The sequence below is a fragment of the Acidaminobacter sp. genome (assembly GCF_030247605.1).
Lineage (GTDB): Bacteria > Bacillota > Clostridia > Peptostreptococcales > Acidaminobacteraceae > Acidaminobacter.
This window is the reverse complement of record NZ_JAOTSB010000023.1, coordinates 16,940-41,950: the sequence shown is the minus strand read 5'-3', so window position 1 is coordinate 41,950 and position 25,011 is coordinate 16,940. Positions and strand designations below refer to the sequence as shown.

24 protein-coding genes, 8 tRNA genes and 1 rRNA gene are annotated in these 25,011 nt (G+C 47.0%); 26 read left to right on the top strand and 7 right to left on the bottom strand.

The window, feature by feature from the left end; translation table 11 throughout:
- Nucleotides 1–163: 163 nt before the first annotated feature.
- The 24 genes from rrf (at nucleotide 164) to OEL90_RS10945 (ending at nucleotide 17,217) form a co-directional block, all read left to right on the top strand.
- Nucleotides 164–280 (top strand): 5S ribosomal RNA (gene rrf / locus OEL90_RS11060).
- Between the two features lie 93 nt (nucleotides 281–373).
- Nucleotides 374–448 (top strand) — tRNA-Asn (locus OEL90_RS11055).
- 9 nt (nucleotides 449–457) lie between these two features.
- Nucleotides 458–532, top strand: a tRNA-Glu gene (locus OEL90_RS11050).
- Between the two features lie 90 nt (nucleotides 533–622).
- Nucleotides 623–698, top strand: a tRNA-Val gene (locus OEL90_RS11045).
- Between the two features lie 113 nt (nucleotides 699–811).
- A tRNA-Leu gene (locus OEL90_RS11040) sits at nucleotides 812–895 on the top strand.
- 13 nt (nucleotides 896–908) lie between these two features.
- A tRNA-Gly gene (locus tag OEL90_RS11035) sits at nucleotides 909–983 on the top strand.
- 3 nt (nucleotides 984–986) lie between these two features.
- A tRNA-Arg gene (locus tag OEL90_RS11030) sits at nucleotides 987–1,063 on the top strand.
- Between the two features lie 40 nt (nucleotides 1,064–1,103).
- Nucleotides 1,104–1,180, top strand: a tRNA-Ile gene (locus OEL90_RS11025).
- Between the two features lie 3 nt (nucleotides 1,181–1,183).
- Nucleotides 1,184–1,259: transfer RNA gene (locus OEL90_RS11020), tRNA-Phe, on the top strand.
- A gap of 102 nt (nucleotides 1,260–1,361) precedes the next feature.
- On the top strand, nucleotides 1,362–2,198 hold the full coding sequence (gene cdaA, locus OEL90_RS11015) for a diadenylate cyclase CdaA (protein WP_291404481.1): 837 nt from the start codon (nucleotides 1,362–1,364) through the stop codon (nucleotides 2,196–2,198).
- Entirely contained in the window at nucleotides 2,176–3,438 is a 1,263-nt protein-coding gene (locus tag OEL90_RS11010; RefSeq protein WP_291404480.1) for a CdaR family protein, read from the top strand. Before cdaA ends, OEL90_RS11010 begins: the two co-directional genes overlap by 23 nt.
- A complete protein-coding gene (locus OEL90_RS11005; RefSeq protein WP_291404479.1) occupies nucleotides 3,438–5,195 on the top strand; it encodes a sigma-54 interaction domain-containing protein in 1,758 nt (585 codons plus the stop codon). The genes OEL90_RS11010 and OEL90_RS11005 overlap by 1 nt, the downstream gene beginning before the upstream one ends.
- Before the next feature lie 225 nt (nucleotides 5,196–5,420).
- A complete protein-coding gene (buk, locus tag OEL90_RS11000; protein ID WP_291404478.1) occupies nucleotides 5,421–6,503 on the top strand; it encodes a butyrate kinase in 1,083 nt (360 codons plus the stop codon).
- A 3-nt stretch (nucleotides 6,504–6,506) separates the two neighbouring features.
- Entirely contained in the window at nucleotides 6,507–7,409 is a 903-nt protein-coding gene (locus tag OEL90_RS10995; protein WP_334305967.1) for a phosphate butyryltransferase, read from the top strand.
- Between the two features lie 10 nt (nucleotides 7,410–7,419).
- On the top strand, nucleotides 7,420–8,493 hold the full coding sequence (gene buk, locus OEL90_RS10990) for a butyrate kinase (protein WP_291404476.1): 1,074 nt from the start codon (nucleotides 7,420–7,422) through the stop codon (nucleotides 8,491–8,493).
- The gene (locus OEL90_RS10985; protein ID WP_291404475.1) at nucleotides 8,462–9,199 is read left to right on the top strand and encodes an ATP-binding protein; all 738 of its coding nucleotides are present in this window, start codon (nucleotides 8,462–8,464) and stop codon (nucleotides 9,197–9,199) included. The genes buk (OEL90_RS10990) and OEL90_RS10985 overlap by 32 nt, the downstream gene beginning before the upstream one ends.
- A gap of 47 nt (nucleotides 9,200–9,246) precedes the next feature.
- Entirely contained in the window at nucleotides 9,247–9,474 is a 228-nt protein-coding gene (locus tag OEL90_RS10980; RefSeq protein ID WP_291404474.1) for a 4Fe-4S dicluster domain-containing protein, read from the top strand.
- 21 nt (nucleotides 9,475–9,495) lie between these two features.
- On the top strand, nucleotides 9,496–10,560 hold the full coding sequence (locus OEL90_RS10975; RefSeq protein WP_291404473.1) for a 3-methyl-2-oxobutanoate dehydrogenase subunit VorB: 1,065 nt from the start codon (nucleotides 9,496–9,498) through the stop codon (nucleotides 10,558–10,560).
- Nucleotides 10,560–11,306 carry a thiamine pyrophosphate-dependent enzyme gene (locus OEL90_RS10970; protein ID WP_291404472.1) on the top strand — a complete coding sequence of 249 codons (747 nt, stop codon included), beginning with the start codon at nucleotides 10,560–10,562 and terminating at the stop codon, nucleotides 11,304–11,306. Before OEL90_RS10975 ends, OEL90_RS10970 begins: the two co-directional genes overlap by 1 nt.
- Before the next feature lies 1 nt (nucleotide 11,307).
- The gene (locus OEL90_RS10965; protein ID WP_291404470.1) at nucleotides 11,308–11,862 is read left to right on the top strand and encodes a 2-oxoacid:acceptor oxidoreductase family protein; all 555 of its coding nucleotides are present in this window, start codon (nucleotides 11,308–11,310) and stop codon (nucleotides 11,860–11,862) included.
- Nucleotides 11,863–12,050: 188 nt separating this feature from the next.
- Nucleotides 12,051–13,154, top strand: a complete 1,104-nt coding sequence (locus OEL90_RS10960; protein WP_291404468.1) for a TMEM165/GDT1 family protein — start codon at nucleotides 12,051–12,053, stop codon at nucleotides 13,152–13,154.
- 10 nt (nucleotides 13,155–13,164) lie between these two features.
- Entirely contained in the window at nucleotides 13,165–14,523 is a 1,359-nt protein-coding gene (glmM, locus tag OEL90_RS10955) for a phosphoglucosamine mutase (RefSeq protein WP_291404466.1), read from the top strand.
- Nucleotides 14,524–15,041: 518 nt separating this feature from the next.
- Entirely contained in the window at nucleotides 15,042–16,871 is a 1,830-nt protein-coding gene (gene glmS / locus OEL90_RS10950; protein ID WP_300688534.1) for a glutamine--fructose-6-phosphate transaminase (isomerizing), read from the top strand.
- Between the two features lie 25 nt (nucleotides 16,872–16,896).
- Nucleotides 16,897–17,217, top strand: a complete 321-nt coding sequence (locus tag OEL90_RS10945; RefSeq protein ID WP_291404463.1) for a putative heavy metal-binding protein — start codon at nucleotides 16,897–16,899, stop codon at nucleotides 17,215–17,217.
- A 115-nt stretch (nucleotides 17,218–17,332) separates the two neighbouring features.
- Here the strand turns inward: OEL90_RS10945 and OEL90_RS10940 are convergent, their stop codons facing one another.
- The 6 genes from OEL90_RS10940 to OEL90_RS10915 form a co-directional block, all read right to left on the bottom strand.
- Complete coding sequence (locus OEL90_RS10940) at nucleotides 17,333–17,761, bottom strand: universal stress protein (protein WP_291404460.1); 429 nt, start codon at nucleotides 17,759–17,761, stop codon at nucleotides 17,333–17,335.
- 139 nt (nucleotides 17,762–17,900) lie between these two features.
- Nucleotides 17,901–18,329 (bottom strand): universal stress protein, encoded by a 429-nt coding sequence (locus tag OEL90_RS10935; protein WP_291404458.1) that lies wholly within the window; start codon nucleotides 18,327–18,329, stop codon nucleotides 17,901–17,903.
- Nucleotides 18,330–18,517: 188 nt separating this feature from the next.
- Nucleotides 18,518–19,960, bottom strand: coding sequence for a carbon starvation CstA family protein (locus OEL90_RS10930; RefSeq protein WP_300688530.1), 1,443 nt, complete (start codon nucleotides 19,958–19,960; stop codon nucleotides 18,518–18,520).
- 115 nt (nucleotides 19,961–20,075) lie between these two features.
- Nucleotides 20,076–20,783 (bottom strand): LytR/AlgR family response regulator transcription factor, encoded by a 708-nt coding sequence (locus OEL90_RS10925; RefSeq protein WP_291404030.1) that lies wholly within the window; start codon nucleotides 20,781–20,783, stop codon nucleotides 20,076–20,078.
- The gene (locus tag OEL90_RS10920; RefSeq protein ID WP_300688528.1) at nucleotides 20,780–22,462 is read right to left on the bottom strand and encodes a sensor histidine kinase; all 1,683 of its coding nucleotides are present in this window, start codon (nucleotides 22,460–22,462) and stop codon (nucleotides 20,780–20,782) included. Before OEL90_RS10920 ends, OEL90_RS10925 begins: the two co-directional genes overlap by 4 nt.
- Before the next feature lie 47 nt (nucleotides 22,463–22,509).
- On the bottom strand, nucleotides 22,510–22,797 hold the full coding sequence (locus OEL90_RS10915) for a hypothetical protein (RefSeq protein ID WP_291404026.1): 288 nt from the start codon (nucleotides 22,795–22,797) through the stop codon (nucleotides 22,510–22,512).
- 211 nt (nucleotides 22,798–23,008) lie between these two features.
- Between OEL90_RS10915 and OEL90_RS10910 the strand changes: the two genes are divergently transcribed.
- Nucleotides 23,009–23,875, top strand: a complete 867-nt coding sequence (locus tag OEL90_RS10910; protein WP_291404024.1) for a DMT family transporter — start codon at nucleotides 23,009–23,011, stop codon at nucleotides 23,873–23,875.
- A 138-nt stretch (nucleotides 23,876–24,013) separates the two neighbouring features.
- Here the strand turns inward: OEL90_RS10910 and OEL90_RS10905 are convergent, their stop codons facing one another.
- On the bottom strand, nucleotides 24,014–24,556 hold the full coding sequence (locus tag OEL90_RS10905) for a hypothetical protein (protein WP_291404023.1): 543 nt from the start codon (nucleotides 24,554–24,556) through the stop codon (nucleotides 24,014–24,016).
- Between the two features lie 116 nt (nucleotides 24,557–24,672).
- Here OEL90_RS10905 and OEL90_RS10900 point away from each other — a divergent pair, with 116 nt between their 5' ends.
- Nucleotides 24,673–24,981, top strand: a complete 309-nt coding sequence (locus OEL90_RS10900; RefSeq protein ID WP_291404021.1) for a DUF503 family protein — start codon at nucleotides 24,673–24,675, stop codon at nucleotides 24,979–24,981.
- The last annotated feature ends 30 nt before the right edge of the window (nucleotides 24,982–25,011 follow it).

The window sequence follows — 25,011 nt, the reverse complement described above, 5'->3', positions numbered from 1 at the left end:
AACACTTTTCATTGTAAGTATGAAAATACTTCCAATATGAGACTGGCAAGAAGCGAGCAGTGCTAGGCGCGCGTAATCGCGAAGAGCGCAGCGTACTTGGAAAGGTACGTGAGCGATGAGCGATAAGTGCAACAAAGCAATGCGAAGCTTATGGGCAGTCGAATCCGGTGGCAATAGAGAAAGGGCCACACCTGTTCCCATCTCGAACACAGAAGTTAAGCCTTTCATCGCTGATGGTACTTGGGGGGCAGCCCCCTGGGAGAGTAAGTCGTCGCCGGGTAACTGATTGATCTGTTGAAGACGCAAGTCTTCAACAGAATTAATCAAGATTTACAGCTAGAAACGCTAAAACGTTACTTCTGGTAACTCACGTTCCAAGGTAGCTCAATGGTGGAGCAACCGGCTGTTAACCGGTAGGTTGTGGGTTCGAGCCCCACCCTTGGAGCCATCTAAATTCGGCCCCTTGGTCAAGCGGTCAAGACACCGCCCTTTCACGGCGGTAACAGGGGTTCGATTCCCCTAGGGGTCACCAAGTTAGTTTTTTAGCGAATGCGGGGCATTAACCGCTGAGCTAAAAAACGGTTTTTCTCCGAAGGAGAAAAAAACTACCTTCTCATATCATGGGAGCTTAGCTCAGCTGGTAGAGCACCTGCTTGACGTGCAGGTGGTCACAGGTTCAAGTCCTGTAGCCCCCACCACATTAGCTTTTTCATAAAATTCGCGGCACCAAGCGAATTTTTGAAAAAGCGGTCTTTTCCCGAAGGGAAAAGAAATTACCTTATTAAGTTTTAGGATATCTAGTGCTGCACATGCGGGTGTGGCGGAATTGGCAGACGCGCTAGACTTAGGATCTAGTGTCCAGTACGTGGGGGTTCAAGTCCCTCCACCCGCACCAAGTAACATCCTATGCGGAAGTGGCTCAGAGGTAGAGCATCGCCTTGCCAAGGCGAGGGTCGCGAGTTCGAATCTCGTCTTCCGCTCCATTTGCGTTCGTAGCTCAGTTGGATAGAGCAACGGCCTTCTAAGCCGTGGGTCGGGGGTTCGAATCCCTCCGGACGCACCATTTTAAATAGATGCGTTTCATTGCGAAATGCGTAGATTGTGGGCCATTAGCTCAATTGGTTAGAGCATCCGGCTCATAACCGGCAGGTCCGGGGTTCGAGTCCCTGATGGCCCACCATATGCCCAGATAGCTCAGTCGGTAGAGCAGAGGACTGAAAATCCTCGTGTCGCTGGTTCGATTCCGGCTCTGGGCACCACAATTTATTAAAACTGGGTTTAGCCCAGTTTTTTTATTTTTTTGAAAGTTGCAAAAACTATTGTATACTAGAAGTAATGTAAACACAGTGAGGTGACCCTTTATGGATTCGATCATTAATATATTCGCGAGCATGCGAATTATGGACGTTATAGATATCGCCATAGTAGCATATGTTTTTTATAAAATATTTATGCTAATAAGGGAGACTAGAGCGGAACAGTTAATTAAAGGCTTGGTAGTGCTGCTGGTCATCATGAAGTTGTCTGAATGGGCAAAATTGTATGTCGTCCATTTTATTTTAATGAATACTATGACACTGGGACTAATCGCCTTGATTATTGTTTTTCAGCCTGAGTTAAGACGTGCATTAGAATATATTGGCAGAAATAAAATATTCTTTGCTAAAATGGCTGAAGAGCAGGAGGAAGCCCTCAACCGCACTATTCATGAACTTGTAAGCGCAGTTGTAAGCCTTTCCAGAGAGCAGATAGGCGCCTTAATTGTTATGGAAAGACAAACAGGATTAAATGAGATCGCATCGACAGGTGTAAAGATTGATGCGGAAATCACAAGTGGACTTTTGATTAATATATTTATTCCAAACACACCTCTGCATGACGGCTCCGTTATTATTAGAAAGGATAGGATCCTCGCAGCGGGTTGTTTCTTGCCGCTATCGGCTAACCAAACGATCAGCAAGGAGCTTGGAACACGCCATAGAGCTGCTTTGGGCATTGCTGAACAGTCGGATGCTTTGGTGATCATTGTATCCGAAGAAACAGGTACCATTTCTGTCGCTTTGAACGGGAAATTATCTCGATACTTAGACGCCAACACTTTAACCAGTGTTATTAAGAAAGCGTATTCTGAAGAAGAACAGCCAGCTATTATGAAGCGGCGCTGGAGGTTAAATCATGAACTTATTAAAAAGAATTGATGATTGGAAACAAAGTCCAAAATATTCTAAGTTTCAGAGGAATATTGCCCCAAAGCTGCTGGCAATTCTATTTGCTGTTCTATTTTGGCTCTATGTCATGGATCAGGTAAATCCTGAAATGGTTAAGACAATTCCTGATGTTAAAGTTGAATTGTTGAATATAGAGAACGCACAGAATGAAGGCTTAGTCATGATGGGCGAGAAAGAATTCTATGTAGATGTTAAGCTTAAAGGGCGGCGCAGCGAGGTTATCAAGGTGACATCAAACGATCTTCTGGTAACCGCAGACCTTGAAGGCTTTCAAAAGGGAACGAATAATGTCATGCTGAGTTCAAAAATATTTGTTGCCAACGTCAACATTGAGAGTCTTTCAATGAATTCAATTAAAATTTCATTAGATCGAATTGTTGAAGTTGCGAAAAATGTGAAAATTGATTATGTAGGAACAATTACTGAGAATTACACAACCGGTGATTTATCCATAGCGCCTGAGGAGATCCTGGTCAAAGGACCAGAGAGCCTTGTCAATAATATCTCTTCACTCCGTGGGGAATTGGATCTTACAGAGGTTTCTGATCAATTGGTTAAAGAAATCCCGGTTACAGCAATTGATCTGGATGGAAATGCAGTGAATGGTGTTGAACTTGGCAGAAGCTACGTCACCGTTCAACTTGGTATTTTTAGACTTTCCAATATTCCGGTTGAAGTCATGCTTCGCGGAACGGTGGCAAATGGCTACAAACTCGTCAAGACAGAAGTTCTTCCAGCGCTGGTGACTGTACGTGGTGATGATGCTCTGATTTCGACTGTTGAGAAAGTTAGTACGGAAGAAATCGACATATCAGGCATGACTGAAACTTTTGAAAGAGAAGTCGCACTGAAGCTGCCGGAGGGCGTATCGGCGCCGTTTGCTGAAGAAACAATCAGCGTTAAGCTGCATATTGAACCCATGATGGTAGGGTCGTTGGAATTCAATTCAGATGAAATCGTTATTGATAATATGGATCCTGAGATGAATTATGAGGTGCTCAGCCCAGTGAGTAATGTATTTGTAGCTTATGTTCGTGACGTTGAGAGCGTTATCGAAGGGTTGAATAAAGAGAATTTTAAAATTTCTGTAGATGCGGATGGTGTGAAGGAAGGTGACCATCGGCTGGCTTTGAAATATTTTTCAGAAGGATCTCACGATTCAGTGGAACTATCGCCTGAAACGCTGTTGGTTCGAGTCACCCGGAGGTGATGAACGAAATCATGGAACGTGAAATTGAAATGATACTCGACTCCACTCACGATGCCATGATTGCGGTAGATAGAGTGGGCAGAATTACATTATTCAATAAAGCGGCCGGCTTGCTGACTCAAAAGAACCCTTTAAGTGCCATTGGAAAGCCGGTTGATGAAATTATTGAGAATACACGTTTACCCTGGATTCTCAAAACGGGGCTCAGCGAGTTGAATCAGAAGCAGCCGCTAGGCGAAATCACAATCGTTACTAATCGAATGCCGGTGATGAATGAACATGGAGAGGTCGTTGGAGCAATTGCAGTTTTCAGGGATATTACTGAAGTTCAAGAATTGGCCGAAGAGATTACGAATCTGAAAGAAATCCGAGGGATGCTTGAAGCGATCTTCAATTCAACTCAAGATGCCATTTCGGTGGTGGATCAAAATGGCATTGGCGTCATGATTAATCCGGCTTACACGCATATTACAGGTTACACGAGTAAAGATGTCATTGGAAAAATGTGCACAGTCGACTTCAGTGAGGGCGAAAGTGTGCATTTAAAAGTATTGGCAACAGGCAAAGCGGTGAAAGGCGCCCGACTGAAAGTGGGAGTCAACCGAAAAGAGGTTTTGGTTGAAGCTGCGCCAATTATGGTAGGGGACGCACTTCGCGGCAGTGTTGCAGTGATTCATGACCTGTCAGAAATAAACAAGCTTATATTAGAACTCGACCAAGCAAAGCAACTCATACGGAATCTGGAAGCTAAATACACTTTTTCTGATATTAAGGGAAAGCATAGTACGATTCTGAACGCTATAGAAAAAGCGAAGCTCGCAGCTGTTACACCTGCGACTGTTGTTCTGCGGGGTGAGAGTGGTACAGGTAAAGAATTGTTTGCCCACGCTATTCATAATGCGAGTGACCGAAGGTATTCGCAATTTGTGAGGGTGAATTGTGCTGCAATAAGTGAAACAATCTTAGAGAGCGAATTATTTGGCTATGATGAGGGCGCATTCACAGGCGCAAGCAAAGGCGGAAAGAAAGGTCTGTTTGAACGTGCACATGGTGGGACTCTATTTCTAGATGAAATAGGTGAAATAAGCCTGAACATGCAGACAAAGCTGCTGCGGGTCCTTCAGGAAAAAGAAATTGTGCGTGTTGGTGGGACTAAGGCCATTCCAATTAATGTCAGAGTTATTTCAGCAACTAACCTTGATTTGGAGAAGGCAGTGGAGCAAGGGCGATTCAGGAAAGATTTATATTACAGGATTCATGTATTTCCAATTTCAATCCCTCCTTTGAAGGATCATAAAGAAGACGTGAGAGAGCTGGCTGAATTTTTCATAGTGAAGTATAATCAGGAGTTTGGCAGAAATGTCAGTGATCTGTCTGATGAGGCCATTAAAGTGATGCTGGATTATGATTGGCCGGGGAATGTGCGTGAACTTGAGAATTTCATAGGTCGTGCATTGATTAATATGAAAATTACAGAGACTGTAATTTTGAAGCGACATTTGCCAAATCTTGAGTTTTCCGGCCCGGATGTTCATCCGGCTGCAGTGGAAGAACTTCAGGACGCGCCTGATTTTCGAGCGGTCAGATTGTCAGATGTTGTGGAAAAGGCAGAGAAGCAAGCGATCGCGGAAGCACTCGTGGCAACCGGAGGCAATCGTGAGCACACAGCCAGACTATTGGAGATATCATTAAGAACTCTTTATTACAAGATCCAAAAATATCAGCTTCAAAGCAAAGTTGCAACGCGAGCAGATTGAAGTCAGTGCAATGAATTGCACAAAAAAGCAATTAGTGCAATTTATTGCGTGCTAATTTTTGCGTGAAATTGCAAAGTGGATTTAATGAGCAGGAATGCGACTGAAAGAATGACTGAAAACCAGTGATACCAATACTTTCAAAAGTATGGTTTCTCTGGTTTTTTTAAATTTTTGGCATGGGAATTGCGTATTGTATATGTGTATGCCAAAAGGGAGGTACTGCGTTTGACAAAAGAATTCGTATTGGTAATTAATCCGGGATCTACTTCGACAAAAGTTGCCGTTTTTAGAGAGAATGATTTGATCATTCAAGAGAATTTGACTCACTCAGCTGAGGCGTTGTCAAAATACGAACATATTGCAGATCAGTTTGATTTTAGGACGGAGTTAATACTTTCCTGGTATCAGAACTCGGGTTACAGTCTGAACACCCTTAAAGCAGTCATTGGCCGCGGCGGTTTGCTTAAGCCTATGCCAAGCGGTATCTATGAAGTCACGGATGCTATGATGGAAGATCTCAAAATTGGAATTCAAGGACAGCATGCGTCGAATCTTGGAGGTCTGATTGCAGACCTGATAGCGAAGAAGGCAGGCGTTAAGGCCTATATTGCGGATCCGGTCGCTGTAGATGAATTTGATGAAGTAGCCCGTATATCAGGAATTCCTGAAATTAAACGCAAGTCGTTGGTTCATGCTTTGAATATTAAGGCTACTGCGCATCGATATGAGAAAGAGCAGGAGAAGGACCTAAAAGACATGAACTTGATTGTGGCTCACATTGGCGGTGGCATTTCAGTTGCGCCTATGATAAAGGGTAAAATTGTAGATGTTAACAATGCTAATGAAATGGGGCCTTTTTCACCCGAGAGGGCAGGCACCCTGCCGGTTGGGGATGTAGTTAAAATGTGTTTCTCAGGCGCCTATACAGAAAAGGAATTGAAAACTAAGATCAACAATAAAGGCGGACTGGTAGGTTATCTGGGTACCAATGATGCCCGCGAGGTCATGAAGCGTATTGAGGCTGGTGATCTTCAGGCGAAACTGATTTTTGATGCCATGGGATATCAAATCGCGAAAGAAATTGGCGCCATGGCCGCAGTTCTTGAAGGACGTGTGGACGCAATCCTATTAACGGGCGGTGTGGCGTATTCTAAGTACCTGACAGACTTAATCGCTTCCCACGTGGGATTTATAGCGCCTGTCGTCATCAAGCCGGGCGAGGACGAAATGACAGCCTTAAATGAAAGTGCACTCAGAGTTTTGAATGAAGTTGAGACAGCGAAAATATATGAAAACGAGGTGAACTAGGTGATTAAAAACTTTGATGAAGTTATAGAGGCTGCGAAGCTGAGAGGACCAAAAACTTTGGCAGTTGCCTGTGCTCAGGATGAGGATGTATTGCTGGCGGTAGAAAATGCCAGAAAAGCAGGAATCGCTGAGGCAATCCTCGTAGGAAACAAATCAGAAATTGAAGCCATAGCCAGCCGACAAAACATAGATTTAAAACATTATCTGATTGAAGACATTCAGGATTTGGCGGAAGCTTCTTTGAGAGCGGTAGAGCTGGTATCAAGCGGTAAGGCTCACCTTGTCATGAAGGGTCTGGTGGACACCGCCATAATATTGAAAGCCGTTTTGAACAAAGAAGTCGGTCTTAGAACCGGTAACGCTTTGAGCCATGTAGCTGTATTTGATGTTCCAAATTTCCCAAGACTTTTGTTTGTGACCGACGCCGCAATGAATATTGCGCCGGATGTTGAGACAAAGCGCATGATTATAGAAAACTCATTAGATGTTGCGAGAGCGCTGGACATCGAGCTCCCAAATGTCGGTGTGATTTGCGCCAAAGAAAAGGTCAATGACAAAATGCCTGCGACGGTAGATGCGGCTGAACTGGTCAGAATGAATCAAGAGGGCATCATTAAAGGCTGTAAAGTAGGCGGTCCGTTCGCCCTTGACAATGCGGTTTCTGAGGAAGCTGCAAGGATCAAAGGCATCAAGGATCCAATGGGTGGCAAAGTCGACATTTTGATGTGTCCGACCATTGAAGCCGGTAATGTCTTGTATAAAGCACTCACTTTCCTGGCAGGGGCAAGAAGTGCCGGTATCATTGTAGGCGCAAAAGCTCCGGTTGTATTAACTTCCCGTGCGGATGATGATGATTCGAAATTAAACTCCATCGCACTGGGTGTGTTGATGGCAGCTTTGAAATAGAGGTGATTTGATGTCAACTTATAGAGTCTTAGCAATCAATCCGGGTTCAACTTCTACAAAGATCGCCATCTTTGAAAATGAAAAGTGTTTATTTGAAACGACACTTCGACATTCCAATGAAGAAATATCAAAATATGCGCACATTTTTGACCAATATGAATTCAGAAAAAATGTCATTCTCAACGTATTAAATGAAAAGGAAATCAATTTAACGAAGCTGAGTGCAGTCGTCGGCCGCGGCGGGCTGTTGAAGCCAATTGAAGGCGGCACTTACCTCGTGTCGGACAACATGCTGCAGGATCTAAAGCAGGGCGTCCTGGGTGAGCATGCCTCAAATCTTGGCGGAGTTTTGGCATATGAAATTGCATCTAAGCTCAACATACCGTCTTTTATTGTAGATCCAGTCGTGGTAGATGAGCTTGATGAGATTGCACGAATTTCCGGCATCCCAGAAATTAAGCGGATTTCAATCTTCCATGCGCTCAATCAAAAAGCCGTTGCACGCAGGGCGGCAAAGGAAATGGGCCGTGACTACCATTCCCTCAACCTGATTGTCGCGCACCTTGGCGGAGGGATTTCGGTAGGTGCCCACAAACAGGGCCGTGTCATAGATGTGAATAATGCCTTGGATGGAGAAGGACCGTTTTCGCCTGAAAGATCCGGCAGTCTTCCGGTTGGAGACTTGATTAAGCTCTGTTTTTCAGGAAAAATGACTCAGAGTGAAATTAAGAAAAGAATCACAGGTAATGGTGGTCTGGTTGCTTACCTGGGAACCAATAATGCAAAGGAAGTCTCTGAACGCATTGACGCAGGTGATCAGGAGGCAGAACTGATTTATCAGGCTATGGCCTATCAGGTGGCCAAGGAAATTGGAAGCTGCGCAGCGGTTCTGAAGGGTGAGGTAGATGCGATTCTCATCACTGGTGGAATAGCCTATGATAAAAGGTTTGTCAATTGGATCGAAAAGAGAGTTCAATTCATAGCACCGGTCAAGAAATATCCTGGAGAAGACGAAATGACGGCCCTTGTAGAAGGCGCCCTGAGGATTCTGAATGGAGAAGAAGAGCCAAAGCAATACCTTTAACGTGAAGGATGTGACAGAATTGCAGAATGCTCTACTGGCGGATCACAGAATCCGGGTCATTATTGGCCATTATGGAAGCGGCAAAACGGAGTTCTCGGTTAATTATGCTCTGGCAATGTCCCAAGCCGGATTGAAGACATCGCTGGCAGATCTCGACATAGTCAATCCTTACTTCAGGTCCAGAGAGAAAGCAGAAATGCTGGAGAAGCATGGGATCCATGTAATAAGCAGCTCGAGGGGACACAACGCGAATATTGATATCCCAATGATTTCAGCTGAGATTTTCGCACCCCTTGAAAATTTAAGCACGCATGTGGTGCTGGATGTCGGAGGGGATGCGATTGGAGCGAGAGCGGTCGCGCAATTCAGGCATCACTTAAAACCAGGACAATACGACATGTATTGTGTTATCAATAGAAATCGCGAACAGACGAAAGATCTTCAAGGTGTCATGGACCATATTCGTGGGATTGAAGCGACCATCGGCGCAAAAGTCACCGGACTCATCAACAATACGCACATGTTGAGGGAAACGACTGTTCAGGATGTGATGTATGGTCAGGAACTGGTCATGGAGGTTTCAGCGTTTACCGGACTGCCAATTCGATACGTCAGCGCAATAGCAACAGTGGCAGAGCAGCTGCCAAAGTCTTTGGCGGGCACCATCATACCGCTTGAGTTATATATGAGAGAAGCATGGATGTAGGCCAATTATGCAGGCCAAATGGAACAGGATAACGAGGAGGAATCAGCGTGGCAAAAGCTAAAGGACACGTAGAGTTCAACGAAAATATCTGCAAAGGCTGTGGATTGTGTGTTGAAGTCTGTCCTGTCAAAATCATTGCACTTGATCGAACCAGAATCAACGTCAAGGGCTATTATCCGGCATCTGTGGCTGAAATGGATAAGTGTATAGGGTGCGCGAATTGCGCAACGATCTGTCCGGATCTGGTCATAACTGTTGAGAGGGAAATGGTCTAATCTACCAAGGAGGGATCCATCATGGCAAAAGTTTTGATGAAGGGCAACGAAGCAATCGGAGCGGCGGCTATAAATGCGGGCTGCAGATATTTCTTCGGTTATCCGATCACACCGCAGAATGAAGTGCCTGAATATATGTCCAGAGAACTGCCAAAGGTTGGCGGAGTTTTTGTTCAAGCTGAAAGTGAAGTTGCGGCTATCAATATGGTATATGGGGCTTCCGGCGCGGGCGCAAGGGTTATGACGTCATCTTCATCTCCTGGCATCGCGCTGAAGCAAGAGGGGATTACATATATCGCCGGTGCGGAGCTGCCTTGCGTCATAGTCAACATCATGCGCGGCGGTCCTGGTCTCGGCGGCATCCAGCCGGCTCAGTCGGATTACAACCAGTCGACACGCGGCGGCGGCAACGGTGATTATAAGCTGTTGGTGTACGCTCCGGCAAACCTTCAGGAAATGGTAGATATGGTTCAGGAGGCCTTCGATGCTGCGGATTACTACAGGAATCCGGTATTGGTTGTGGGCGACGGTATGATTGGTCAAATGATGGAGCCTGTCGAATTTAAACCGTATGTGTCTAAATACGAACTCGCTGAAAAAACCTGGGCGACGGACGGTACAAAAGGGAAGCGTGGACCTAATATTATCAACTCCCTGTTCCTTGACCCAGCCAAGCTCGAAGACCACAATGTGAAACTTCAGGCAAAATATAAAGCTATCAAGGAAAACGAGGCGCGTGCTGAACTGTACAACATGGACAATGCACAAGTTGTCATTGTCGCCTATGGTACAACCTCCCGCATAGCCAAGAATGCTATTGAGTCTCTTAAAAAAGAAGGGATTGAAGTAGGCCTGATCCGGCCTCAAACCCTGTGGCCGTTTCCGGATCGCGCATTTGAGACATTGCCTGAAGCCTGTAAAGGTTTGCTGGTTGTAGAAATGTCAATGGGACAGATGATTGATGACGTGAAGCTGGCAACCAGCTGCAGACTTCCGGTAGAATTCTATGGCAGATCTGGCGGTATGATTCCTGAACCGGATGCAATAGCAGACAAGATCAAGGAAATGCTTGGAGGTGTCAAGTAATGGCGGTTGTATTTCAGAAGACGCGTGGTTTAACAGACGTTCAGACTCATTACTGTCCGGGATGTACCCATGGGATAATTCACAGACTTGTCGCTGAAGCCCTTGAAGAGCTTGGCGTTCTCGATGACTCGATTGGGGTTTGCCCGGTCGGCTGTTCTGCGCTTGCCTATGATTATTTCAACTGCGATATGCACCAGGCTTCCCACGGCAGGGCGCCTGCGGTCGCGACCGGGGTAAAACGCGTTCACCCTAAAAATGTCGTATGGACTTACCAAGGGGATGGGGATTTGGCTTCCATCGGCACAGCGGAGATCATTCACGCGGCGCACCGCGGGGAAAAGATCACCACGATCTTTGTCAACAACGCTATTTATGGCATGACAGGCGGACAAATGGCACCGACAACGCTGGTCGGGCAAAAATCCACCACGTCACCTTACGGCAGAGATGCTGAAACCTGCGGATTTCCGCTCAAGGTTGCTGAAATGATGGCGACAATTCCGGGGGCTGCGTTCGTCGAGCGCGTTTCTGTGGATACGCCTGCCAATGTCAGAAAGGCTAAAAAAGCGATCCTCGAGGCCTTCAAGTGTCAAATTGAAGGTAAGGGGTTCTCGATTGTTGAGGTCCTGTCAACTTGCCCTACGAACTGGGGAATGACACCAGTGGATTCCCTTGCATGGCTCCAGGCGAACATGATTCCGTACTATCCGCTTGGCAACTTCAGAAAACCAGAGGAGGCAAAGTAGGATGATTAATGAGAAAGTAATCTGCGCAGGTTTCGGAGGACAGGGCGTCATGTCCATGGGCCAGCTTATGACTTATGCGGGCATGCTGGAAAATAAGGAGGTCTCCTGGCTTCCTTCTTACGGTCCGGAAATGCGGGGTGGAACTGCGAACTGCAATGTGATTGTTTCCGAGCAAATGATTGGTTCACCGGTTATAACCAATGACGCCACCGCCGCAATAGTCATGAATTTACCTTCCCTCGACAAATTTGAGAGCCATGTTGAAGCAGGCGGCATGATCCTGGTAAATAGTTCTCTGATCACCAAGAAAGTCAAGCGTGAAGACGTTAGCGCCTACTATATACCAGCCAACGAAATTGCCAACGAGCTGGGAAATCCTCGAATTGCCAACATGGTGATGCTGGGCGCTTATCTTGAATTGGCGAAGCCCGTTGATACAGGCAGCATTCTTGAGGCCTTTAAAAAGGTTTTCGGGGAAAGCAAAGCCCATTTGGTACCGCTCAATAAAGAGGCACTCGAGCGCGGTGCGGCATTTGTCAAGGCACTAAGAGCATAATAGTTGTGATGTGCGCAGCCCGGGGATTCCCGGGCTGTTTATATTGGAGAAGGTACTTGATATTCGATGTATGGCTGCGCCATAGGACAGAGAAAGGACACTGGGGCTCCGCCCAATGCCCCCCTTCTTCCTTACCAGTAATTGTGGTATAATCGGATTTGATGAATATGAACGTTGGGGGAATTTTTTTGTTTGCTGAGTATTTTCAGGCAGCGGCGCTGATTTTCATAGCTGAAATGGGCGACAAAACTCAGATTTTGTCCATGGCGTTTGCGACAAAGTTTAAAATTCGCCAGATCCTGATGGGGGTGGCATTAGGAGCAGCGCTGAATCATGGCCTTGCAATAGCTTTTGGCACTTTGCTCAGCCGCTATTTGCCCATGGATTGGCTGCAGCTAATTGCGGGGTTACTCTTTGTTTTTTTTGCTTTTTGGTCCCTTCAAGCGGAAGAGTCCGAGGAAGAGGAGGTCAAGGCTGCTTATGGCCCGATCTTGACAGTTTCCCTGGCGTTTTTTTTAGGTGAGCTTGGAGATAAGACGCAATTGACGGCGCTGACACTATCGGCAGGGGCTCAGTGGCCTTTGGTGATCTTGGCAGGGACCGTGACAGGCATGGTATTGACAAGTCTGATTGGGATTCTCGTCGGGATTAAACTCGGGGACAAAATCAAAGAGCTTTATCTTAAAATGGGCGCTTTTGCAGTGTTCATGTTCTTTGGCCTGCAGAAGCTCTTCGTAAGTCCGCTGACATCAACATGGACGTGGAGTTTTTGGATGCCGTTGATTCTTGGCATAGCCATTTTATCTTACTTTAGAATAACTATGTTCCAACGCAAACTCGCCACAATAGAGAAAACACAGTTTCAAAGAAGGGCTGAGGCGCTCAAAATCTTTGCCGGAACGCTCAGAAGCGAAGTCGAGCTGCTATGCAAGGGTGAAGCCGCTTGCAGTACTTGCGTAGGTGACGCGTGTCTGGTGGGCTATATGAAGATGATTCTGGAACAGGCAGAACAGCACGTTGAAATCAATAAAACGAGTCTAAGAGATATAGAAAAACTCCTGGACCGCTCCTATGACCGACAAAAAGCGCGAGGCATCCTCAATATGCTCAACCGGTTTTATGCCGATCATCCGGATGATTTTGGGAGCAGCACCAAAGACATCTTCTCCAGTGTCCGTGGAAGCCTTGAGCGAATTGTCTTTGGGGTACCGCTAGGAGAGTTTGATCAGTATCAGGATTATAAGAAGGCTATTGAAGCCAGGGACAGCAGCTTTGGACTAAAAAAAATGTAAGGAGCGTTTTATGGGAAAACTATTTGGTACAGACGGTGTTAGAGGGATCGCAAATGTGGAGTTGACCAATGAGCTTGCCTATAAGCTTGGAAGAGTTGGAGCCTATGTCCTCACAAAGCAGAATCATCATGCGAAGTCGAGACTCATCATAGGCAAAGATCCCAGAGTGTCTGGAGATATGCTTGAATCCGCTCTGATAGCGGGAATTTTATCCGCGGGTTGCGATGTCATCAAGGTAGGCGTAGTTCCAACGCCAGCGATTGCGTACCTGGTCAGACATTTGAAGCTGGATTCAGGTGTTATGATCTCCGCATCGCATAATCCGGCGGAATACAACGGCATCAAGTTTTTTAACTCGGAAGGATTCAAGCTCTCCGACGACATTGAAGAGGAAATTGAGAATTATATTCTGAACGGCAAGGATATTGAAATTGAGCCGAGTGGACTGAAAATTGGAAGAAAGACGGAAGTGTACAAGGCTAATGATCTCTATTCCGAATTCGTCGCCTCGACGATTGACACCGATCTTGAAGGTCTTCACATTGCGATTGACTGTGCCAATGGGGCTTCGTCTGAAGTTGCAGTGACGACTTTGAGGGCTTTAGGCGCGAAGGTGGATGCATTTCATCATATACCGGACGGCATCAATATCAATAAGAACTGCGGATCAACGCATACGGAGGTCATTGGTGAAATCGTCATAAACGGCGGCTATGATGCTGGCCTCTCATTTGATGGGGACGCGGACCGCTGCCTTGCTGTTGACGAAAACGGTATTTTGGTGGACGGCGACAAAATCATGGCTATATGCGCAATTGAGTTGCAAAAGGCCAATATGCTGAAAGACCAGACGGTGGTCAGTACGGTCATGAGCAACATTGGTTTTGAAGAGGCACTTGAGAAACGCGGCATGAAAGCCCTGCGCGCCAAGGTGGGAGACCGCTATGTGCTGGAAGCCATGCGGGAAAACGGATACGTGCTCGGCGGCGAGCAGTCGGGACACATCATCTTCCTGAATCATAACACGACTGGTGACGGGCTGATGACGGCTGTCAAGCTATTGGCAGCGCTCAAGAAAAGCGGACAGAAAATGTCTGAGCTGGCGGGGGTTATGCAAGTCTACCCTCAGGTGCTAAAAAACGCTAAGATCAAAAACGAGTTTAAGCATACTTACATGGAAGATGCTGTAATTGCAGCGAGAATTAAAGAGGTAGAGGCTGCGTTTCACGGTCGGGGTCGTGTGCTGATCAGGCCTTCAGGAACTGAGCCGCTGGTGCGCGTCATGATTGAGGGCGACGATCAGGCGCTGCTCGAAAAGTATGCAGCTGAGCTGGTCAGTCTTATAGAATCCAGGCTGGGGAAAGCTTAGTATTTGAATGGTATTAGGTGCTTGGCTTTAGCTGAATCGCGACCATCGGCATAAAAAAGCTCATAGAAAGCAGCGCTACAAATCTAGCGCTGCTTTTCCTTTACGTGGAATTTGGAAATAGGCGGCTAATAACTCAGGAACCACTGCGACGATTTACTTATTTCCTAATTTGTTACACATCCGCTGTAGAACAATGATATAATGTAAAAGGTTATTGACACAAAAAGAAGCGGCCAAAAGGAGGGTTGGAAAGCCGTCAATTGGATGGAACTGCGACGTAAAAGCAAAGCGCCAGAACTGCCATAGCTTATTCGACTGGCAGTTGACGAGGACGGGGTTTATCGAAATTTCGGCGGATGCCCCGCGGTCAGCCGTGACCGAAAACATTCCCAAAGCTTAGGAGTGATCCTGAGGACAAATGGAATGGGACGGTATGTAATGAAGCCTATTGGGACTCTGTCGCAGTGTCCTGTTTCTTTTTGCGCGATGCCAAAAACATAAAAAAGGAGAATGAAATTATGTGTGGGATCGTAGGTTATATTGGAAGTCAGGAGGCAGTCCCTTTTTTGCTGGACGGCCTGGAGCGACTGGAATATCGAGGTTATGACTCCGCCGGGCTGTCAGTCATTGACAGTGAGGGACTCAAAGTCAGGAAGATCAAAGGCCGCCTCGAGGGGCTGAAAAACATGATGAATGAAGATCCCATTTCAGCGCATGTGGGCATTGGCCATACCCGTTGGGCTACCCATGGGGCGCCAACAGTTCCAAACGCCCATCCGCACTTGAACCAAAGCGGAACCATTTCTGTCATTCACAATGGGATTCTTGAAAACTATATGAAGATTAAAGAATGGCTCATACAGGAAAAAGGTTATGAATTTAAGTCCGAAACGGATACAGAAGTTATAGCGCACCTGATCGATTTTTACTATGACGGAGATATTCTGAAGGCTGTCAACAATGCGGTGGAAGTTATGGAAGGCGCCTATGCACTGGGTGTCATCTGCCAGTTTGAGCCGGACAAAATTGTCGCTGTGAGAAAAGACAGCCCTTTAATAGTTGGGCTTGGAACGGATGCGAATTTCATTGCTTCGGATATTCCGGCGCTTCTGAAGTACACCCGCAACATCTACCTGATCGAGAATGGTGAGACAGTATTATTAACAAAAGACAAGGTGACTATTTGGGACGAAAAAGGCGACGAGGTTAAGCGCGACATCTATCAGGTCACCTGGGACATTGACTCTGCTGAAAAAGAAGGCTTTGAGCACTTTACGCTTAAGGAGATCTTCGAGCAGCCAAAGGCTATTCGCGACACCCTGTTTCCAAGGCTGGACAAGGAAGACGGCATCGTGCTCGACGGGATTAAGTTGTCAAAAGAGCAAATTGAAGCTTTTGACCGCGTCTATATTGTTGCGTGCGGCACCGCTTATCACGCGGGTTTGGTTGGAAGATTCGCCATTGAGCGCTTTGCGGGCATTCCGGTGAGTGTGGAAGTCGCGTCCGAATTCAGATACAGAGAGCCTTTTATTGATGATAGAACACTGTTCATTGCAGTATCACAGTCAGGGGAGACCCTGGATACGCTGGCGGCGCTCAGGGAAGCCAAGAGAAAAGGCGCCAGGATTCTGAGCATTGTCAACGTGGTGGGCAGCTCTGTGACGCGTGAGAGCCATGATGTACTGTATACCTGGGCAGGACCTGAGATTGGGGTCGCGTCAACGAAAGCGTATACGACCCAATTGATCGCGTTCTACCTGATCGCATTGTATATGGCCAGATTAACCGGGAAAATGACTGAGGAGAAATATCACGAAATTCTGGATGAGATGAAGGTCATGGACAAGAAAGTCGAAGCCGTACTTAAAAACGCCGACGTCTGCAAGGCTATGGCAGACCTCCAAAAGGACAATACTTCTGTGTTCTTCATGGGACGCGGCGTGGATGTTGAAACTTCTTTCGAAGGCTCCCTCAAATATAAGGAAATTTCTTATATCAATTCCGTCGCTATAGCAGCAGGCGAGCTGAAGCATGGCACGATCGCACTCATTGAAGAGGGGACGCTGGTTATGGCGCTTGCGACACAAGAGCGCCTCTTTGAGAAAATGTGCTCCAATATGCTCGAAGTCAAAGCCCGTGGTGCTCATGTTGTGGCGATTGCTCAGGAAGGCCGCACTGAGATTGAGAAGTACGCCAGCGAAGTGTTCTATATTCCACACACCATGGATGAGCTTGCACCGCTTTTGTCCATTATTCCGCTTCAACTTTTGGCTTATTATGTTTCAGCAGCGAGAGGCAATGATGTTGACAAGCCGCGCAATCTCGCCAAGAGCGTAACCGTTGAGTAAAGAATAATAAGGAGGCTGAACGTCAGTGATTGTGACCACGACCCCAAGTGTAGAAGGTAAGAAAATTACAGCATACAAAGGTGTTGTCTTTGGAGAGGTCATCTCCGGAGTGGACTTTATCAAGGATTTTGCAGCAGGGCTGACCAATTTCTTTGGCGGACGGTCCGGATCCTATGAAGGCGAGCTTATCGACGCGAGAAATCAGGCCATGCAGGAATTGGAACGCAGGGCCGGCGCACTTGGCGCCAACGCAATTGTTGGTGTAGACATCGATTATGAGGTACTCGGACAGGCAGGGAATATGCTTATGGTGACGGCATCCGGTACGGCGGTTGTCGTAGAGTAGCGACCCTGACTATAGGAATAAGCCTGGATAATGTTACGAAAAAAGATCCGCGGATCAAGCCATACGGCTTGGTCGGCGGATCTTCTCAGTTTTTGGGTTGTCTGTAATACTCCTGTCAGCGAATGACGACGACAGGAATTTCTGAATGGTGAACGACCTTGTTCGTAACAGAACCGATCAGGAGACGTTTGGCAGCGCCCATACCATGGGTGCACATCATAACCATGTGGAAACCCTCAGTCTCAGCTAGACGAACAATCATTTGAGCTGGATCCCCTGTGACATGCATTTTTTTGATGTTGACAATCCCAGCTTCGCGAAGTGAAGCCTCAGCCAGATTCAGCATCTCTTGTGAGGTCTCCTCAAACTTTTCGCGGTTTAAGTCATAGACACCAATCAGGTCGCCGTGAACAAGGTTTCTGTCGAGTGGAATGACATTGAGAAGTGTGACTTCATAGTCGAGACAAGTCACAAAATCTTTGAGATACTCTTTGAGTCTGTCAGGAACACTAGATGAATCAATTGGAAGAAGCAGCTTTCTCATTGTCCAGACCTCCTTGAAATGTATTATGGAGAGCCTTGGTCTGCAATCCCGGAGGACACTGCAGACTTCAGGCTCTCAATAGCGTTGTCATTGACAGGCATATAGGAACAGGTGCGTGTGACCGTCGCGCTCATACAGGTTACTGAATGACGAGTACTGGCACATAACAGTTATGAACCACTTTATTCGTCACGCTGCCAATCATCAGGCGTTTTGTTGCGTCGAAACCATGGGTGTTCATAAGAACGATACGATATTCTTCGCCTTCTGCAAGGGCCACAATCTCAGCAGCGGGGTTGCCTTTAAGGACTTTGGTCTTGACGTTTTCAACGCCGGCGGCTTTTAACTGCTGAGCAATCTTTGAAACCATTTCTTCGGCGACGTGTACAAATGTTTCGCCATGGAGTCCGAATACTGTCGCGAGATGAGGGTGGGACAGCGCCTCCTCGTAAGCTATGACGTGCAGCACGGTAACCTCATAGCCTTGAGTGGTGGAAAACTCTTTGACGTAATCAAGGGTTCGTTCGCTGAGCTTCTCGCCGTCAACTGGAAGTAACAGTTTGTTCATGGTGACACCTCCTTTGTTTCCTCCGGTTATCACATATATACCCCCATTAGCGCCAATTAAAAGCTTGAGAGCCTCAATTGTATCGATACAAGTTGGGTCTGTTGTGATCACCGGTTCATAATAAAAAACCGGTACAGAGTTCTGCCGATGGTGATGTGCAGACTTCTGTACCGGTTCATTTCAAAGGATTAAGCAGCGTTCTCTGCCTTTTGATTTATTGTAGCGGCACGCTTCTTTCTGTTTGCTGCAGTCAGAAACAGGATAAGGAAAGCGGCGGCGACAGCTATACCGGCAGGGTAGGCAAAGGAAGCCGGGAGTTTAAAGCCTTCAGGTGCGATGAGAATGTAAGTTATGGAGACGGCACTCATAAAGGTCGCAGGAATCGTAGCGATCCAGTGTACTTGGTTTTTGAGGTAAAGGTACATCGCAGCCGCCCAAAGGACGATCATAGCCAGGGTTTGGTTGGACCATGCGAAGTAACGCCATACGATATTAAAGTCGATCTTAGTCAATGCAAAGCCAATGACAAAGAGTGGAATCGAAATCAACAGACGGTTCTTGATTGGACCTTGCTTGTATTTGAGCATATCAGCAATGGTAAGTCTCGCGCTTCTGAAGGCAGTGTCGCCCGAAGTTACCGGACAAGCGACTACGCCGAGAATTGCAAGGACACCGCCGACTTTGCCAAGTAGTGTATTTGAAATCGTGTTGACGACCCAAGCCTGGCCGCCGTTTGCGCTCATTTGAGCACCGAGCTCGCCAGTGCTGCCAAAGAAGGCCATAGCTGCAGCAGCCCAGATCAAAGCGACGATGCCTTCTGCGATCATGGCGCCGTAAAAGACTTTTCGTCCCTGTCGTTCATTGGTGATGCATCTTGCCATCATAGGTGACTGAGTGGAGTGAAAGCCGCTGATTGCGCCGCAGGCAATTGTAATGAACATGAGCGGCCAGATCGGGAGGTTGCTTGGATGTAAGTTAGCCAGCTGGATTTCAGGAATTTGGTAACCACCAAACAGAATTCCGCCTGTGACGCCAACCGCCATGATCAACAACGTCGCGCCAAAGAGAGGATAAATTTTACCGATCAATTGATCGATAGGCAGCATGGTTGCAATGACATAATAGGCGAAAATGGCGTAAATCCAGAAGACCTTATCGAAGGTCGGCGGGGTGATGCCGGAAAGCAAGGCAGCAGGGCCGGTAATGAAGACGACACCTACCAGAATAAGTACAATGATTGAGAAGCCGCGCATGAAATTCTTAAGGCCAGGGCCAAGATAATGGCCGACAACTTCTGGAATACTCGCCCCGTTGTGTCGGACAGAAAGCATTCCGGAGAAATAGTCATGGACGCCGCCTGCGAAGATTGAGCCAAGCACGATCCAGAGGAAGGCGACAGGACCCCACAAGGCACCTGCTATGGCACCGAAGATCGGGCCAAGACCAGCGATGTTCAAGAATTGAATCATGAAAATTTTCCAACCTGGAAGTGGAACGTAATCAACGCCGTCGTTCATGACAATGGCTGGCGTAGTCAGTGATTCATCCGCGCCGAACTTCGACTCGACGATCTTGCCGTAAATGAAGTAGCCTGCGACCAGAGCGACAATAGACAGAAGAAATGAAATCATTTGAGTCCTCCTTTTACTATGTATGAGTTCGCGTTTGCTTGCAGGTTCAGTCTACAATAAAAAAAACGCCTGAGGCGTTTTTAGGTATGAAATGACGTGAATTCTGCATGAAGCGTCAAAATGATCCCATAATCTGTTTGAATTCCGACAGGTAATGCCGGCTGACCGGAATTGGACTTTCGATATCTTTCAGTTTCAATTGATAGGTGTGGTTGAACCAGGGGATAATTTCCTCAATCTTGTCGAGGTTAACGACGAAGGATCTGTGACATCTGAAAAATTTTTTTGGATCCAGCTTCTTTTGAAAACTGCTGATACTGGAGACGACTACAAAGGCATCTTCCTTGGTAAAAATATGAACTTCCCGCTCACGAACCTCTATATAGCACAACTCGGTGACCGGTACCACTCTCATTTTTTCTGACTTCCAAAGGGTCAGCTTCTCGGGGTATGAAATCTCAACGGGATCAAGGGCGCTCAATTTATTGAGAAGCAGTTCCAGCCTGTCTTCAGAAAAAGGTTTCAGCAGATAGTCAAACGCTTCGAGTTCAAAGGCTTCCACGGCGTACTCCCTGTGAGCCGTCACAAAAATGACGCGTGAGTCCACCCCCCATTGCCTGAGCTGCCTGGCGAAGCTCATGCCATCCAGCTGCGGCATGCTGATATCCAGAAAGACGAGGTCGGGCTTTGCCTGACGAACGTATTCCAAAGCCTCAGGCGCGTCGTCAAAATCCTTGAGTATTGTAATGTCGCTGTTTTGTTCTATCAGGTAAGAAAGTTCCTTGCGGGCTGGCATTTCGTCATCTACAATAATGCAATTCAAGCGACCACACCTTTCGTCCGGCTTGGTATTTCAAAGGATATGCGAGTGCCTTGATCCAGGTGTTCAATGACTAATTCGCTCCCGTAAATCAGACGAAGTCGATTTTGCACATTGGAAAGTCCAATGTGATGACTTGGCAGTGTTCCTTGTTCAATTTGCGAAATTAGGTCGGGATCTATCCCTTTTCCATCATCTTCCACCGTGATTTTTGCCATACCTTCTCCTGTTTTTTGAATTCGGAGTTGGATTGTGCCTCGGCCAATGCCTTCCATGATCCCGTGTTTGACAGCGTTTTCAACGAGTGGCTGGATGATGAGGGAGGGGATGGAGAGTTCGAGATCAGCATCTATGATGTATTCAACTTTAAGCTTGTCTCCAAAACGGGCACGCTCGATATCCACATAGGCTTTTACTTGTTCGATCTCACGGTTGATGCTCACCAATCGATCCGCAGATTCTAAGTTGTACCTTAAATAGGTAGAAAGATCGACGATCAGCTGTCGCGCCTTTTCAGGCTCATCTCGTGTGAAGGCGGTGATGGTGTTGAGCGCGTTGAAGAGAAAATGCGGATTAATCTGAGACTGAAGGGCCCGAATTTCAGATTGCGTCGCCAGTTCTTCTAATTTGTGGATTTTGCTGATTTCCAGCTGTGTCGATATGATCTGAGACAAACCAATGGCGAGCTGCGCTGTACTTTCCGAGATCATACCCTCTTTGCCGTAATAAATTTTGAGTGTCCCCATGACCTGTTCGCCTTCGAAGATAGGGACAATAACTGCGGACTTCAGCGGACAGTTCTCGAAATCACATTGAATATCTGTTTTCTTGTTCAAAAACAAAATATCGCCGGAATCAATAACCTTGCGTGTCGCCTCCGTTCCAATGGGGCTGCCGCTTTCGTGATGATCCGCGCCGAGGCCTACGTGGGAAAGTATTGTGTTTCGATCTGTAATTGAAACCGCATCTGCCTGTATGGAAGCCTGGATGATCTGACAGATTTTCTCAATAGATTCAGGCGTGATATCCCTGAAATACGGCAGTGTCTGATTAGCCACATCCATGGCCGTCTTAGCCTGACGTGCCGCAATATTCTCCTTCTCGTCAAAGAGGTTCTGAATAATTAAAATCAAGATGCTGATTCCAATGCCGTTGGTCATACTCATAGGCAGATAAATGCTCTTAACCACAGCCAGGGCTGCCGGAAAAGGTTTTGACATCAGAAGAATCAGCAGCATTTCGAAGGTTTCCATGACAAAGCCGCCAGCGAGTCCCAGCATCCATTTGTTTTTTCGAGTGGACTTATGATAGATAAAGGAAGCGGCAATGCCTGCGGCAATGGTCGCGATCGCACACGGGACCGCCGTCAGGGTCCCCACCGGCATAGTCAATCTATGGACCCCTGCGATGATCCCTGCAGTAATTCCAACAAAGGGGCCAGCCAAAATGCCGCCGACCATGACGCCTATTAGCCGTGTATTTGCAATGGCGCCTTGAATTTCCGTACCAATATAAGTGCCTAAAATCCCGAAAGCGCCAAAAATCAATGCCAGGATCACTTTTTCCTTAGAGGAAAACTTTTCTTTGAGCATAATTTTCTTAAAGAGTGATAATCTTGAAAGCCAAAAGGCGAGAAGGACGACATAGCCCAGGTTGTTGGTCAAATTTCGCAGAAGAATCATGCGTCAACCTCCACTTGATCAAAATTGAGATGATCTATTATACCATGTTATTTGTCCTTTTTCCTTCTTCTGAACAGTGAGAAGCTCCCAAAACCACCTATAATGGCAATATAAAAAGCGAAATCATATGCAAGCCCGGTGTTGTTGACCTCGTAAATTCTGTAGCCGCCGCGGATGAGCCCGAGGAGCATGGACAGCGGGGCGAGCCAGCCATGCCAGATCCCTGACAGGAATCCGGCCGGATTCTCCGAGGAATAGCTGCCGTCCCCTGGCAGGCAGGCGGTCAGAGTCAGCATGATCGCCAGAATCAAAAGGGTCAGTGTGATTTTTTTCATGATAAAACCTCCAATTGGGTGATCTTAAATGAAAGATTTCGGGTGAAATTAAAGCCTGTTACTATGTTTGTCTTCTTACTCATTACAGAGTGGCTTCAAACACAGAATTCTAGTTGTTTTAGAATTACAGATATTGTATGATTCTAGTGCTGTGTAAATTCTAATACTAGAACAGCAAACAATAGACAACAATGAAAGCAGGTTGGAGAATTTGAACGTTTTATCACTCGTCAAAACACCCAGAGCTAAAGCCATTTTATACCTGGTGATCGCTTCTGTGCTATGGAGCACAGGCGGTATGCTGATCAAGCTGGTCGACTGGAATCCGGTCGCAATAGCAGGTACCAGGAGCGGTATTGCGGCGCTGGTAATGCTCGCATTCGTCAGAAAACCTAAATTTTCCAAGTCCAAAACTCAAATTGCAGGCGCGGCCTTCTATATGTCAACGGTTATACTTTTCGTCACAGCCAATAAATTGACCACTGCCGCGAACGCGATCCTGCTGCAGTATACCGCCCCAATCTGGGTGGCTGTACTCGGCACTTGGGTTCTGAAAGAAAAGACACTGCGTGTCGACTGGCTCGCGATCTTCGCGGTCATGGCCGGCATGGTGCTGTTTTTTATTGGGGATCTGGGAGGCGGTGCCCTTGCAGGAAATCTGCTCTCCGTACTGTCGGGGTTGTTTCTGGCGCTGACCGTTATTTTTCTGAGGCTTCAGAAAGACGGCTCACAAATAGAAATGACGCTGTTGGGGAATATAATGACCTTTCTAGTCAGCATTCCGTTTATTTTGCAGTCTGTTCCGGATTTTAAAAGTATGGTGGGTATTCTGATTCTGGGCGTTTTTCAGTTGGGCATTTCGTATACGCTGTTTTCCCTGGCAGTACGTCATGTGACCGCGCTGGAGGCAATTTTGATCCCGGTCATAGAACCTATCCTAAATCCCATCTGGGTTTTCCTCGCGACAGGGGAGAAGCCTGGCGCGCTGGCGCTGCTGGGCGGCTTGATTGTCGTCCTGGCTGTCACGCTGCGCAGCTTCTATATCAGCAGGCTGGGGAAAGTTAAAGAGATCCTGTGACCCGGTTGTATAATGGGAAATTTAAAGAGAAGGACATTGACGCTTATGTACGGCCGGCTTTTGCCGGCGACTGCTGCGCCAATCTCCTTCTGTTTTTTTGTCTGTCTCTAATTATTTTATTGCTTACACAGCAAAAGTTTATTCGTCAATAAATATCGCGTCGATTTTCCATACCCCATCTTGCTTCAAATAGAGCACGTTTAAGGTGTTGAGGCGCTCGTTCGGCTGCGCATAGCCGGCATCAAAGATCTCATAGATCGCGTTATAAGAGGCGCCATCCTGCCAGAAGGCGCGCTGCCTTAAATTCATGGGGCGCTCGGGAATGGCAAACTCGACAGTCCCTTTGCCGTAGAGGCTGACCACATTGCCTTCTTTTACTTCAACGGTGGAGGTAAAGGATTCCAGGGCTGCGGCGTGTTCACCGCGAATCAAGGCGTTCAGCGTGCCGTAAAGATTGCTGTCCAGGGTATTGCGCAGCTCAAGCAGGCTTTCTGTGTCCGATCCCTGAAGGGAGGTCAAAGCAGCCTTTAATGTTTCGTTTTCCTCTGACAACTCAATGACTTGGGCTTTCAATGTATCGATTTCGCCCTGCAAATCAGCGGGCGCCTCTGTTTTATTACACCCGGCGGCGACGAGGATGGCTGCAATCATAACAAAGATGAGCAGACTTTTTTTCAACATTTGGCAAACCTCCTGTCTAAACTTATGTGTTCTATGTTACTATTATCTCAAATGTTTCTTATCGAAAAGTTAAGGAAGTGTGAAATTTTGAGTGTCCTTTGAGAGGTGATCTGAGGATGTTTCTCGCATGCGCAGTAGTTAAAATGGTGATTGCGGAGTCCTATAGTCTGAAGGATCGAAGACGGGTGATGCAAGGCCTGACCGCGACCATCGGCAAAGCTAATCACTTGGCAGCGGCGGATCTCAGTCCGGATGGGACTTTGAATCTCGGTATTCTGGGGTTGACTGCGGTGTCGAATACGCTCCATCACGCGACTGAGTTAAGGGAGACAGCGCTGAGAGGACTGGACAGGGATGGCCGGTTTGAAGTGATCAGCATTGTCACAGAGGAAATTAAAGTGGAATCCGGTGAACCGGGGGTGTAGACTTCTGGCGGGCATCGTATCAAGTTAGGG